The sequence below is a fragment of the Paenibacillus sp. SN-8-1 genome (assembly GCF_050995535.1).
Taxonomy (GTDB): Bacteria; Bacillota; Bacilli; order Paenibacillales; family Paenibacillaceae; genus Fontibacillus.
Genome location: NZ_CP194782.1, coordinates 2,410,892 through 2,424,158, shown reverse-complemented (window position 1 = coordinate 2,424,158; position 13,267 = coordinate 2,410,892). Strand labels below are relative to the sequence as shown.

Annotated in this window: 10 protein-coding genes; 5 read left to right on the top strand and 5 right to left on the bottom strand. The window is 47.2% G+C overall.

All coding sequences use genetic code 11. From position 1 onward, the window contains the following. Positions 1 to 234: 234 nt before the first annotated feature. On the top strand, positions 235 to 1,218 hold the full coding sequence (locus ACRRNK_RS11545) for a glycoside hydrolase family 5 protein (RefSeq protein WP_433946873.1): 984 nt from the start codon (positions 235 to 237) through the stop codon (positions 1,216 to 1,218). Between the two features lie 114 nt (positions 1,219 to 1,332). Here ACRRNK_RS11545 and cobA read toward each other — a convergent pair whose 3' ends face one another. Then, positions 1,333 to 2,106, bottom strand: a complete 774-nt coding sequence (cobA, locus tag ACRRNK_RS11540; RefSeq protein ID WP_433942901.1) for a uroporphyrinogen-III C-methyltransferase — start codon at positions 2,104 to 2,106, stop codon at positions 1,333 to 1,335. 224 nt (positions 2,107 to 2,330) lie between these two features. Between cobA and nirB the strand changes: the two genes are divergently transcribed. The 3 genes from nirB to ACRRNK_RS11525 are packed head-to-tail and all read left to right on the top strand — an operon-like array spanning position 2,331 to position 5,968. After that, complete coding sequence (gene nirB, locus ACRRNK_RS11535) at positions 2,331 to 4,751, top strand: nitrite reductase large subunit NirB (protein WP_433942900.1); 2,421 nt, start codon at positions 2,331 to 2,333, stop codon at positions 4,749 to 4,751. A gap of 30 nt (positions 4,752 to 4,781) precedes the next feature. Beyond that, entirely contained in the window at positions 4,782 to 5,120 is a 339-nt protein-coding gene (gene nirD / locus ACRRNK_RS11530) for a nitrite reductase small subunit NirD (protein WP_433942899.1), read from the top strand. A 26-nt stretch (positions 5,121 to 5,146) separates the two neighbouring features. After that, on the top strand, positions 5,147 to 5,968 hold the full coding sequence (locus ACRRNK_RS11525; protein ID WP_433942898.1) for a formate/nitrite transporter family protein: 822 nt from the start codon (positions 5,147 to 5,149) through the stop codon (positions 5,966 to 5,968). Between the two features lie 54 nt (positions 5,969 to 6,022). Here ACRRNK_RS11525 and ACRRNK_RS11520 read toward each other — a convergent pair whose 3' ends face one another. Genes ACRRNK_RS11520 through ACRRNK_RS11510 form a run of 3 tightly spaced genes read right to left on the bottom strand, consistent with a single transcriptional unit; the run spans position 6,023 to position 10,602 of the window. After that, positions 6,023 to 7,708, bottom strand: a complete 1,686-nt coding sequence (locus ACRRNK_RS11520; RefSeq protein ID WP_433942897.1) for a glycoside hydrolase family 13 protein — start codon at positions 7,706 to 7,708, stop codon at positions 6,023 to 6,025. Positions 7,709 to 7,750: 42 nt separating this feature from the next. Next, positions 7,751 to 10,168, bottom strand: a complete 2,418-nt coding sequence (locus ACRRNK_RS11515) for a molybdopterin-dependent oxidoreductase (RefSeq protein WP_433942896.1) — start codon at positions 10,166 to 10,168, stop codon at positions 7,751 to 7,753. A 20-nt stretch (positions 10,169 to 10,188) separates the two neighbouring features. After that, positions 10,189 to 10,602 (bottom strand): hypothetical protein, encoded by a 414-nt coding sequence (locus ACRRNK_RS11510; protein ID WP_433942895.1) that lies wholly within the window; start codon positions 10,600 to 10,602, stop codon positions 10,189 to 10,191. Between the two features lie 306 nt (positions 10,603 to 10,908). Here ACRRNK_RS11510 and ACRRNK_RS11505 point away from each other — a divergent pair, with 306 nt between their 5' ends. Then, entirely contained in the window at positions 10,909 to 12,093 is a 1,185-nt protein-coding gene (locus ACRRNK_RS11505; protein WP_433942894.1) for a TIGR04053 family radical SAM/SPASM domain-containing protein, read from the top strand. Positions 12,094 to 12,253: 160 nt separating this feature from the next. Here ACRRNK_RS11505 and ACRRNK_RS11500 read toward each other — a convergent pair whose 3' ends face one another. After that, the gene (locus ACRRNK_RS11500; RefSeq protein ID WP_433942893.1) at positions 12,254 to 13,240 is read right to left on the bottom strand and encodes a multicopper oxidase domain-containing protein; all 987 of its coding nucleotides are present in this window, start codon (positions 13,238 to 13,240) and stop codon (positions 12,254 to 12,256) included. Between the last annotated feature and the right edge of the window lie 27 nt (positions 13,241 to 13,267).

The following is a 13,267-nucleotide window of genomic DNA, read 5'->3' as shown; positions in this document are numbered from 1 at the left end:
GTACCCCTGAGTAACGAATCAATTCCTGAAGCGGAAATCTAGCACAAAATAATTATAGGAATAAGAAAATAGACCAATGAACAACACAAGCGAAACCAATGTTATGTCGAAATTTGGATGATAGAATGTCGTTAGGCCAGCTGGTTGGTGATATCTTACAATTCTTATCTCGCGAGAACAATAAAGGTCTACAGCTTTAAGGATCGTAATTTGACGAAAGATGAGGAGGAATTTATCAAAATGTACTTACGCAAGGGTTTTCTGACTTCATTGGTTGCTCTACTGGTCCTTATCGGAATGGGGAGTACGCTTCCCAAAGCGTCCGCTGCTTCCGGATTTTATGTAAGCGGTACCAAGCTATATGATTCAACTGGAAAACCTTTTATGATGAGGGGGGTAAATCATGCACATAATTGGTATAAGAATGATCTGAATACCGCGATTCCGGCTATTGCTAAGACTGGAGCCAATACGGTGCGGATCGTGTTGTCGAACGGCAGCCAATATACCAAGGATGATCTGAATTCTGTCAAGAATATCATTTCTTTAGTGTCACAGAACAAAATGGTTGCGGTACTTGAAGTTCATGATGCTACAGGCAAAGACGACAGGGCATCTCTCGATGCTGCGGTAAATTACTGGATCAGTATTAAGGATGCACTCATTGGAAAAGAAGACCGGGTGATTGTCAATATTGCTAACGAATGGTATGGCTCATGGGACGGAAACGGCTGGGCAAATGGGTACAAGCAGGCCATTCCTAAGCTTAGAAATGCAGGAATAAAGAATACGTTAATTGTAGATTGTGCAGGGTGGGGACAATATCCGCAATCCATTGTAGATTATGGTGCGTCTGTATTTGCCGCGGATTCACTCAAGAATACGGTATTCTCGATCCATATGTACCAGTACGCTGGGAAAGATGCTGCCACCGTTAAATCCAATATGGAGAATGTGCTAAATAAAGGACTCGCGCTCATTATTGGTGAATTTGGAGGTTACCATCAAGGGGCGGATGTTGATGAAACCGCAATTATGAAATACGGCCAAGAGAAAGGGGTGGGCTGGCTCGCTTGGTCATGGTATGGGAACAGCTCAGATTTATCCTATCTAGACCTAGCAACAGGGCCCGCAGGCAGTCTGACAAGCTGGGGCAACACCGTGGTTAACGGCACGAATGGAATCAAATCAACTTCGGTAAAGGCAGGCATATATTAATCTTGACTTATACCGAATAGTTAGATTAAAGCTTTTGGTAAGCTCCTGGGAAGAGATCTCTTTCCAGGAGCTTATTTTGTTGTTAATCAGAGGGAAGGAGCGAATGACCCAACGCTAACTGTAAATCACATCGGGTTGTTCTTTAATCCAGGCAAACTGGTCATGCATGCTCACGACTTCCCCAACCAATATGATTGCCGGATTCTGAACTCCATGGTCTCGTACGAGCTCAGGAATATGCTGAAGTGTTCCACTAAGTGTACGCTGGTCTGCTGTGGTTCCCCAGGAGATAACAGCCGCAGGAGTGTTAGGATCTCTGCCATGATCAATTAGTCGATCCCGGATATAAGTAATATTGCTGATCCCCATATAGAAGGCTAGAGTATCAATTCCCAAAGCATAGGCCTTCCATTTCTCTTCAGAGATGGAGTTTCCATGACATAAGTGACCAGCTACCATAGCGAATGAGGCTGCGACCTTACGCTGTGTTACCGAGATTCCCGCATATGCAGGTGCTGCAATGCCAGCTGTAATGCCAGGAACTATTTCGTAACGGATCCCCAGTTCTTTGAGACCCTCAAGCTCTTCTTGAATCCGGCCAAAAATGCAAGGATCACCACCTTTTAACCGAGTTACCGTTTTGCCTTCTAAGGCTTTCTCGATTAGGATCCCGTTTATTTGAGTCTGCTCTAAATGGTGATGATTAGGTTGTTTGCCACAGTAGATCAGCTCCGTATTTGCTCCTGCATAATCAAGAAGTACCGGGTTAGCTAACCTGTCATATATGATGACATCTGACCTTTGAATGCACTTTAGTCCCTTAACGGTAATCAATTCCGGATCTCCTGGACCTGCTCCTACAAAGAAAACAATCCCGGGTGGCTTCATTGTATCCTCTCCTCAAAAGTTAATGTTAGAATACATAACATAATATTCATCTCAATATATAGGGAAATCACCCTATTTTCAAGCGGTTTTAAATAAATGGTTGATTTTTCATTTAAAAAGTTGTAATTTTAAGTCACTAAATATGTGATGTATCATTACACATGTAAGAAAATGAGGAAATTTTACCGCAACTTAACACAAACCTAACATGGAGGAGCGAGCATATGAAAAAGAAGCTAGTACTTATTGGTAATGGTATGGCAGGTGTCAACGCGATTGAGCAATTATTAAAGCTGGCGCCGGAGAAGTATGAAATCACTGTATTCGGCAGTGAACCTCATCCGAACTATAATCGCATTCTTTTATCTTCGGTCCTTGCTGGCGATGCAACAATTCAGGATATCGTGATTAATGATATGGATTGGTACAAGGACAATGGAATAACGCTTCACACCAGCCAGACGGTAACCCATATAGATACAGGAATGAAAATCATAACTACAGATAAAGGATTAACTGCAAGTTATGATGACCTGATTATCGCAACAGGTTCTCTACCGTTCATGCTGCCGCTTCCAGGTGTAGATAAGGAAGGGGTTATCGCTTTCCGCGACATACAGGATTGTGAGTCCATGATTAATGCCGCCAAGCAATACAAGCATGCCGTTGTAATCGGTGGAGGATTGCTGGGTCTAGAGGCTGCGCGGGGCCTGCTTAATCTAAATATGGATGTGTCCGTGGTTCACATTTACAAGCACCTAATGGAACGACAGCTTGATGAGACAGCCTCTGATATGCTGCGTTCCGAGCTGGAGAGCCAAGGAATGAAGTTCCTATTGGAGCAGAACACCGATTCTATATTAGGTGAAGAACGGGTAACGGGAGTCCGGTTCAAGGATGGCAGTGAAGTGAAAGCCGATTTGGTGGTCATGGCTGTAGGAATTCGCCCGAATGTGGCCTTGGCTAAAAACAGCGGGATCGAGACCAATAGAGGGATTGTGGTGAACGACTATCTTGAAACGGGTACGCCACATGTCTATGCGGTTGGAGAATGTGCAGAGCACAGTGGTGTAGTGTACGGCTTGGTTGCACCTCTATTCGACCAAGGAGCTGAGCTGGCTAAGAGGCTCGCTGGAATCCCATCTTCCGGATATAAAGGCTCTGTTGTCTCCACCAAATTAAAGGTGTCTGGTGTGAATGTATTTTCGGCCGGTCAATTCGTAGATAGTGCAGAGACGCGTTCTTTCCGAATCCAGGATGATTTCGAACATGTATATAAGAAGATTGTAGTTCAAGACGGTAAGCTGATTGGTGCCGTGCTCTTCGGTGATACCAGTGACGGTCCCAAGCTCTTCTCAATGATTCGCGCTGGTCAGGATATCAGCGGCCAAGAGAAGGAACTGGTGCTCGGTGCACAGGGATCAAGCAAGCCCAAGTCAGGCATTGATTTCGTGGCAGATATGTCTGATGACGAGATTGTATGTGGATGTAACGGCGTGTCCAAAGGAACTATTCTCAGTGCTATTCAGGAGAAAAACTGCACCAGTGTTAATGATGTTAAGTACTGCACCAAAGCAACTGGCAGCTGCGGCGGGTGTAAGCCATTGGTTGCCGATTTACTGACCTATGCACTCGGAGCCGATGGAGTTACTGCGGTTAAGGAAGGCATCTGCGGCTGTACAACGCTGGGACGTGAAGAGGTGGTAGAGGCAATCCGTACCATGAAATTGACTTCTTCCAGAGAAGTTATGAATGTTCTGGAATGGAATAACCCGGAGGGATGTTCCAAGTGCAGACCTGCGATTAACTACTACCTGGGCATGATCTGGCCTGTGGAGCATGAAGATGAGAAGGAATCCCGTTTTGTAAATGAGCGCAATCACGGCAACATCCAGAAGGATGGTACGTACTCGGTCATCCCACGGATACATGGGGGGGTAACAACGGCGGAAGATTTGAAGAAGATAGCCGATGTCGCGGTCAAATATGATGTTGAAACTGTGAAAATTACAGGTGCTCAGCGGATCGGTCTTTATGGAATCAAGAAGGAAGATTTGCCTAAGGTATGGGAAGAGCTAGATATGACATCGGGCTTTGCTTATGGGAAATCCCTTCGTGCGGTCAAAACGTGCGTAGGCTCCACTTGGTGCAGATTCGGAACCCAAGATTCAATGAGCATGGGGATTGAACTAGAGAAACGTCTTGAACGAATTAGTACACCTGCGAAGACGAAGGTTGCCGTTTCCGGTTGTCCTCGAAATTGTGCCGAAGCGACAATTAAAGATCTGGGCGTGGTAGCGATCGATGGGGGCTGGGAGATTTATGTTGGCGGTAACGGAGGTACCGATGTACGGCCGGCTGAGTTACTGGTCAAACTGAGGAAGGAAGATGAAGTTATTGAATGGACGCTGGCATATTTCCAATTGTACAGAGAGAATGCCAATTATAATGAGCGCACATCCAAATGGATTGAACGCGTAGGTTTGGAGTCAGTTAAGAATGCACTGGCTTCTAGGAAAGAGCGCAAGGCACTGCAGCAGCGTTATGAATTTAGTGCAGGTCTTATAGAGGATCCTTGGAAAGAAATCATAGAGCAGGAACGCCTTAACAAGAACTACGAACCACTTCAGCCGCTTAAAGTGTAATCAAATTTAATAGTAAAGGAGAGCTGTGATATGAAGCGATTCGTCATCGGCCAAGCCAGTGAAATTGAAGAGAAGAGGGCTCGTGTAGTCCAAATCCTGGACACGGAGATCGCCATATTCAAATTAACGGGTGGAGAGCTGCGGGCGATTGAGAATTTGTGTCCGCACAAGAACGGCAAGCTGTCAGAAGGCATTGTATGCGATCATCATGTATACTGCCCACTTCATGATTGGAAGATCAATTTAAATGATGGTTTGGTTCAAGCTCCAGATGAAGGTTGCGTCAAGTCCTATCATGTGGAAGTTGAAGAGAGTACAGGCAATATCATTCTTAATGTAGAGAGCAAGGAACCTACAAGGGCTTCCTAGAGGATCAAGAGGGGGGAGGAGCTGCTGTGAATTATATAAAGCCACAGGAAGTATTGAATCAAATGATCCAAGCTGGCGCCGTTAAAGCTAGTCTTTCTGTCAAGGACCTTCTTATTCGGGGGTTCCTTGCCGGAGCTATTCTATCTTTTGCAACTACACTTGCTTTCACGGCAACAATCCAGACAGGTCTTGGGCTTGTAGGAGCATTGGTCTTCCCGGTTGGATTCGTCATGATCATTCTGCTTGGACTTGAACTTGTGACAGGTACCTTCGCTCTTGCGCCCATCGCGGTTATGGCCAGGCGAGCTACTCTTGGAGGTATGTTCGAAAACTTCTTCTGGGTAATTCTTGGACATATACTGGGTTCCATCTTTTATGCAGGCTTGTATTACGTGGCAGTAACTAATTTTGGGCATATTCATGATCAGCCTGTAATCAAGTACATCATGAAATTGGCAGAGACCAAGACGAATGGATATTCTGCTCTCGGAAGTGATGGAATGGTTACTGTATTTGTAAAAGCGGTTCTGTGCAACTGGATGGTTACGCTTGGAGCGGTTATGGCTATGACCTCCAGCTCGACCACCGGGAAGATTCTGGCGATGTGGCTGCCGATCCTCACCTTCTTCGCCCAAGGTTTTGAACATGCGGTAGTGAACATGTTTGTCATTCCGGCAGGCATCATGTACGGAGCCAAGGTCAGTCTTGGAGATTGGTGGCTGTGGAATCAAATACCGGTTCTCTTGGGTAACTTGGCAGGTGGAGTATTGTTTACAGGAATTATGCTCTATATTACGCACAGGTCCAAAGGGACCTCCGAGGGCAAACCAACCACGAAGGCAGCGTGAATCGAATATACCTTATAACAAGAACCCGTCTGATTAGACGGGTTCTTGGGATGTTCATGTTAATTTATATACCCTGGCCTCATAAGGACGAAGCGTGAACTTATTCTTGTCCTCCTCTGTAGGCTGTTCATAATTGGCAATAAGCAGCTCTCTGGAGGCGCTTTTAAGTTCATCAGGCCACTTAAATACAGGGGTACCCTCGAAAAAGTTAAGAATAACCAGAAGTCTCTCATCATTCAGTGTTCGGGTGTACACATACAATTCCGGATCTAAGGGGAGCAGCAGCTTATACTCACCATAGACGAATACTTTATGCTTCTTGCGAAGGGCAAGGAGCTTACGGTAATGATGATATATAGAGTCCGGATCCTGGACAGCCGAAGCAACATTCACTTCTTTATAGTTCTCATTCACCTTAATCCAAGGTTCGCCAGCAGTAAAACCTGCCTGGGCTGAATCATCCCACTGCATTGGCGTTCGGGCATTATCCCGGCTCTTCGCCCTGATTGCAGCCATGGTCTGATCGCCCGGTTTTCCTTGAAGGTTAGCATGTTCGTAGAAATTCAATGTCTCCACATCACGGTAATCACTGATTGTATCAAACGATACATTCGTCATCCCAATTTCTTCACCTTGATAGATATACGGTGTACCTTCCAGGGTTAGCATCCAGGTGGCGAGCATCTTGGCCGATTGAACGCGATATTCACGGTCATTCCCGAATCGGGATACAGGCCTTGGCTGATCGTGATTACCAAGATAATTGGCATTCCAACCCTGATTATGCAGGGTGGTCTGCCATCTGCTCATAATTTTCTTCAGCTCCAGCAAAGTCCAGGAGCGCATTTCCCATTTTCCCGTCCCGTTCGAAGCTGAATCCAGTGTCATATGCTCGAATTGGAATACCATATTGAGTTCATGACGCTTGTCGCCAACATACTCTAACGCCTGTTCGGGGCCAAGCCCTGAAGTTTCACCAACCGTCACAATGTCGTAATCCATGAGTACTTCCTCATTTAATTTACGAAGCATGAAGTGGACCTTCTCCAGATTAGAGAAGAGCTGATAAGCCTGGCCAACCGGAAGGTGCTGCGGGTTATCTGCGTTCGGAAGGCCTTTGGCTTTTACAATATGGGCTATAGCATCGAACCGGAAGCCGTCAACTCCTTTTTCAAGCCACCACCGGATCATTTGATATAGGCCGTGAACCACCTCATCGTTATTCCAATTGAGGTCCGGCTGATGCTTGGAATATAAGTGCATGTAGTATTCATCAGTCCTATCGTCATGTTCCCAAACTGAACCGCTGAAGTAAGATTCCCAATTGTTCGGATACAGACCATTCACACCTTGACGCCAAATATAATAGCTGCGCTTGGGATTATCTTTCGATGAACGGGATTCGATGAACCAGGGATGCTTGTCCGAGGTATGATTAAGCACAAGATCCATCATGATCTTAAGTCCCCGGGAATGAGCTTCCTTCAGTAGGTCATCGAAATCCTCCATCGTGCCAAACTCGGGATTAATCGCATAGTAATCACTGATATCATAACCGTTATCTTCTCCAGGTGACTGATAGATTGGACAGATCCATATCACATCGATGCCCAGATCCTTTAGATAATCGAGCTTGGAAATAATTCCTCTGAGGTCGCCTTTTCCATCACCATTTGAATCCTTGAAGCTAGTTGGATAGATCTCGTAGACTGCGGCTTCTTTCCACCAGGTTGAATTCATTTAAGACTCCTCCTCACGTAAAAATATACACGGTACAGCAGATCAACGCGAAGGTAGATAGGGAGGAAGTGGAACATTTATGATGGATACAGGAACTTCCAGAATGTGACCAGTCTGAATATCGTAGGTGGTCTCTAGCTGGTTAGCCCGCAGCAGGTTGCTCAGGCTCAGACCGTATCGCTCTGCGATGTCCGCGGCAGTCTCTTCACCGCCAACAACATGCTCCCGGCGTAATTTATCAATTCGGCAGGCGCAATGCTTGAAAGTGGGCTGCTTGGATAATGGATCTACAAAATCGACTGTTAACTCGTTCGCTGCCTGATTGCCTTCCCAGCTTCCGTAGTGAAAAGGAACAAAAATTAATCCCTTCTGAACCACATCACTGATTCTGGCTGGAACCTCAATCCATCCCCGTGGAGAAGATATCCGCACCAATTCACCTTCGATAATTCCGTGCTTGTCTGCATCCTCATGATGCAATTCAACGTAACCTTGCGGCGCAGCCATCTGCAGATAAGGAGAGCGCCCGGTCTTCGTACGGGTATGCCAATGCCAGACCAAACGTCCCGTTGTTAACCACATCGGGTAGTCTCCGTCCGGTCTCTCGGAAGCCGGAGTGTAGCGAGTCGGATGAAGGATGGCACGCCCATTTGCATTTTTGGCTATGAATTCTTCTTGAGTCAGAGAACGTCCCGTAAATTGAACTTTAGTGTAGCTCTGGGTATACTCCGGTGACGTGTGAAATTGTAGATCAGAATAGAGGCGGGGCGTGCCTTCTGGATGCGCCTCATTAACCGGCCAACGCAGTCCGTTGGCTTGTTCCAGCTTGTCATAAGTGATACCGGTCATATCACAGGGACGTCCTTTGGATACCGTCTTCCATTCCTCGAAGGCTTCCTCGGGGGTAGAATACGAGATTAAAGGCTGTCCGTCTTGATCCCGGAAGTCCATACGGTCAGCGAAATCGAGCAAAATTTGAAGATCGGTGCGCACTTGACCGGGAGGATCTATTGCTTTACGAAGCAGGTTGATAGTCCGGTCCGCATTTTCCATCGTACCTTCTTTTTCGCCCCACATGGCAGCAGGCAGTACCACATCAGCTACTCGGGATGTTTCAGTCAGGAAATGATCCTGTACGATAACAAAAACTTGATCCAGCGCGGCTTTGGCCCGTCGGCGGTTCGGCAGAGAGACAAGTGGATTCGTTCCAATATTCCAGAACACCCCAATCTGTCCGCGTTCCATCATCTCCAGCTGATCCTCGATTCCTTTCTCGGGGCCAACGGGAAGCTGCATCGGATCCACATTCCACAGGCGTCCCATTTCTTCAATATGATCCGGGTTCATTGGATTTCGATGCGCTGGATAGGTCCCTACACCGCCAGCAGTCCGATTCGCAGACGAGCTTGGCTGTCCAGCCATGTGGAGAGGACCGCAGCCCGGCTTTCCAATGAGACCGCGGATCAGGTGAAGGTTATTGATGGCAACGCAAGTGGTTGTAGCATCAGCACTCTGAAAGGCACCCTGCAGAGTTGTGGTGACCAGAGAAGGTGTATCCGATAATATTCTAGCCGCTTCTATTAACTGTTCCTTGGGGATTCCAGTCTCCTGGGCTGTGCGTTCCGGTGTCCATTCGATAACACTTGCGGCCATCTCCTCATAACCAATGGTATATTGCTCAATGAAGCCCTTGCTTGCAGCCCCGTTTTGCAAGATCAGGTTAATTAATCCGTTCAGCAAAGGAACATTCGTTCCTGGAATGAGCTGTAAATGAAGGTCTGAGCTCCGGGCCGTCTGGGTCTTCCGGGGATCAACCGTAATGATATATGGCTTGCCGTTGCGCTTTTTGCGCTGCATGATCCGTTCATACAGCACGGTGCCTGTCTCAGCAACATTATGTCCGAACAGCATCAAGGTCTCTGCCTCGTCAACATCATCGAAGGAGGCAGGAGTACCATCTGCACCGAAGGATTGAAGCAGACAGAATTCAGTGGTGGCTGTGCACAGCCTTGTGTTCGCATCCAGCAAATGCGTCTTTAGCCCGGCACGGCCTATTTTGGCAATAGTGTAATAGTCCTCGAGAAAACCTTGGCCAGTGGAATAGATAGAAATACTGTTATTTCCTTTTTCCTTCTGAGAAGCCTTCACTTTAGATACGATAAGCTCCATAGCTTCATCCCATGTTGCCGGAACGAGCTCTCCCTGCGGGTTGCGGATCAAAGGTGTGAGCACCCGGTCCGTGCTGTTGTTCGCATACCACTGGTTTTCACCCTTAGGGCCCAGCCGGCCGCGGTTAATAGAATGAGCTCCATTTCCTTTGATACCGACAATGTGATCATCCTTAATCGCGATATGACAGCCGCATCCTACAGAGCATAAATTACAGGTGCTGTAGACCCAGCGGTCCACCTCACCCTGACTGTAGACATTCATATCGATACGTTCATTGTCCCAACTCATAACGAACCTCCATTCTCTACTCAAGATTGATAAAAGACGGGTACGACAAATTTAATGGCGGCAGCCCCATAGACTTCCTTAAGTTCTGCTCCTGCGTCCTTAAGAAGGGACTTGATACCAGGAAATCGTTTCTCCAGCTTTTTCGCTTCCTCAGAATCCTTGTGGTCCATCCATTTTACGGCACGAAGCCATGCCCGAATGGTGGGTTCAACGATCTCGTCATTCAGATATACAATGGAAAGATCATTCTTGATTTCATCTAATGGGGGTTCGGAATACTGTAATCTAGGCAGCAGCCGTTCCAGCGCCAATTTCTCATCTATAAGTGAAGCGTGGAATAACTTTACAAGGGGGTGTTCCATTTTTTCTGTCTCAACTAGGGTCAGATTAACTTGATCCGCCACATCCGTAAGCAATTCAAGCAGCTTCCTCATGTTACTCCTCCTCCCAAATCTCTAATGAGTAGACATATGTCTGAAATTACCCATTGCAGATCGAACATAACCAATTGCATTCACTGATCGGCAGCTATATGTCGGTAAATTACAGAAGCTTGGCATGGGATATGAGTTGCCATAATGACATGAATCCGTAATTGAGAGGATGGATTCTGTGCAACCGCGGTAATCGGGCAACTGATCAGACAAGGCTTAATCTGGCAATGTGACAGGTATCACTATGCCGCTCAAACAACTGTGTTAGTTTCAATTAGCAGAGATGTTTGAATAGGAGGAAACAGCATGAATAAGATGAAGAAGGAAAGGGATTATTCGCGCTCGCCTTTTATTGTCATTTGGGAAGTTACACGTGCTTGTGCGCTTAAATGTCTTCACTGCCGGGCAGAGGCTCAATATACCGCAGATCCGCGGCAGTTATCGTTTGAGGAGGGGAAGAGGCTGATCGACCAGATCGCGGAACTGGACAATCCCTTGTTCGTTTTTACCGGAGGAGATCCCTTGATGCGTCCTGACCTGTACGAGCTGATTAAGTATGCGGTGAACGAGAAGCAGCTTTCAGTCTCTATGACACCGAGCGCTACACCAAGAGTCACCAGGCAGGCAATTGAGAAAGCGAAAGAGTCGGGACTGTCCAGATGGGCCTTCAGTCTTGATGGGTCATGTGCTGAAATTCACGATCATTTTAGGGGAACCCAGGGTTCATTTGACCAGACCATGCGGGGGATTGAGTGGTTGAAGGAGCTTGAACTGCCGATTCAGATTAACACAACGGTCTCGAATTATAATCTTCATGACCTTGAAGCGATCTCACATAAAGTGCAGGAGATGGGCACCGTGCTATGGAGTGTATTCTTCCTGGTGCCAACCGGCCGGGGAATGGTCAAGGATATCATTTCTCCTGGGCAGCATGAAGAGGTGATGAAATGGCTTGCAGAGCTATCCGGCAAGGTTCCTTATGGCATCAAGGCTACGGAGGCACCGCACTATCGGCGGGTCTATGTTCAGGAAATGAACCGCCAGCGCCACGGGAATTCCTCATCAGGCCCGGCTTCAAGAGCAGATCATTTGAGCGCCCATAATCCATTGGCCGCTTCCCATTCAAATCCTGTACCAAGCTCAGTTATGAAGCGGAAAGATGTGCTCGGACGGGCTCCGAAAGGTGTGAATGATGGGGACGGGTTCGTGTTCATTAGCCACATTGGTGACGTATATCCCAGCGGGTTCCTGCCGATTGTTAGTGGGAATGTGCGAGAGCAGCAGCTTGGAGAGATCTATCGTAATTCTGTGGTGATGAAGGAGCTGCGCGACAAAAGTCTGTTGAAAGGTAAATGCGGAGTCTGCGAGTTCAAAGAACTCTGCGGGGGATCAAGGGCAAGAGCATACGCGATGACCGGCGATTATCTGCAAAGTGACCCTTACTGCGCCTACATTCCACGTGCCTTGGCAGTGGCTGATGAACAGGGCTAACACATACCTGATTAGAGAGCGAATACACAACGAAATAAACCGCTCTGAAGTTGATTCAGTAAAGTCAACACCTGAGCGGTTTTTGGGTTGTGTATTACTTTTCACACAGCTGCAGTGGATAGCAGAGCGGAGCATTTTTCTTTCACACACGAATCAACAATTATTTGCCATCTGGAGTGACTCTAATTAGACCGGCCGCTCCCTTAGAGGCTTGATTGAACTGATGGCTCACCATGGTGTAATCGCCAGCTTCGGTCAGCTGGAACTCCACCACAGCACCGCCGCTTGCGGGGAGAAGCACGGTCTGCATGCCATGCAGAACATTATCAGGATTACCATCGAGGTAGACTGTATCCATCAACGTTCCAACCACATGGAAGGAGGATACTTCATTAGGTCCGGCGTTCAGAACATACAGTCTAACCCGGTCTCCGACGTTGGCTTTCAGAGGATGCTCTGTCAGGGTATAGTTGTTACCGTTAAAGACGACATAACGTGGCTTGGCGTTCTGAAATGCCTGGTAGTCATTCTCCTTATACCATTCACTTTGTACTATCGTGTATTCCTGGTCTATCTGTTGATCGGTGGGATATCCGTCCTTCGGCTCAACAATAATCATGCCATACATTCCGTTGCCCAAATGCAAGAGGACCGGCTTGGTCCCGCAATGATACATGAATACTCCTGGCGAGTTCGCCGTATAGGTGAATGTGCCTTCCTGACCTGGCATCACACCAATGAATTTATGATTCGGAGCTGCATGCACAGCATGAAAATCCATGGAGTGAGGCATCTGGGGATCTATGTTGTTCAGTGTGAAATGAAGCTGATCACCTTGCTTAACTCTAATCACGGGTCCTGGTACAGTGCCGTCAAACGTCCATGCTTCATAAGGCACACCTTTGGAAATTTCAACTTGAGTGACCTGGGCGGTCATTTCAATAAATACCTCATTGCCCTTGCGAGTGATTACAGGTGGAATTGGGGGCTGATTCAGCCGCTGCACCTCGGGTTTGCCGGAGGGCAACTTGGTATCGCCTGGATCGTCGTTACTCCAATCACAGCCGCTTGTAATTAACAAAGCCAAAGCCGCAAGCACAAGCAGGACAGCTCGTACAGTCTTATATCTTGCTGGGATTTCGATCAACGTCCTTTCTTAGAGCTGGAGTTCAGT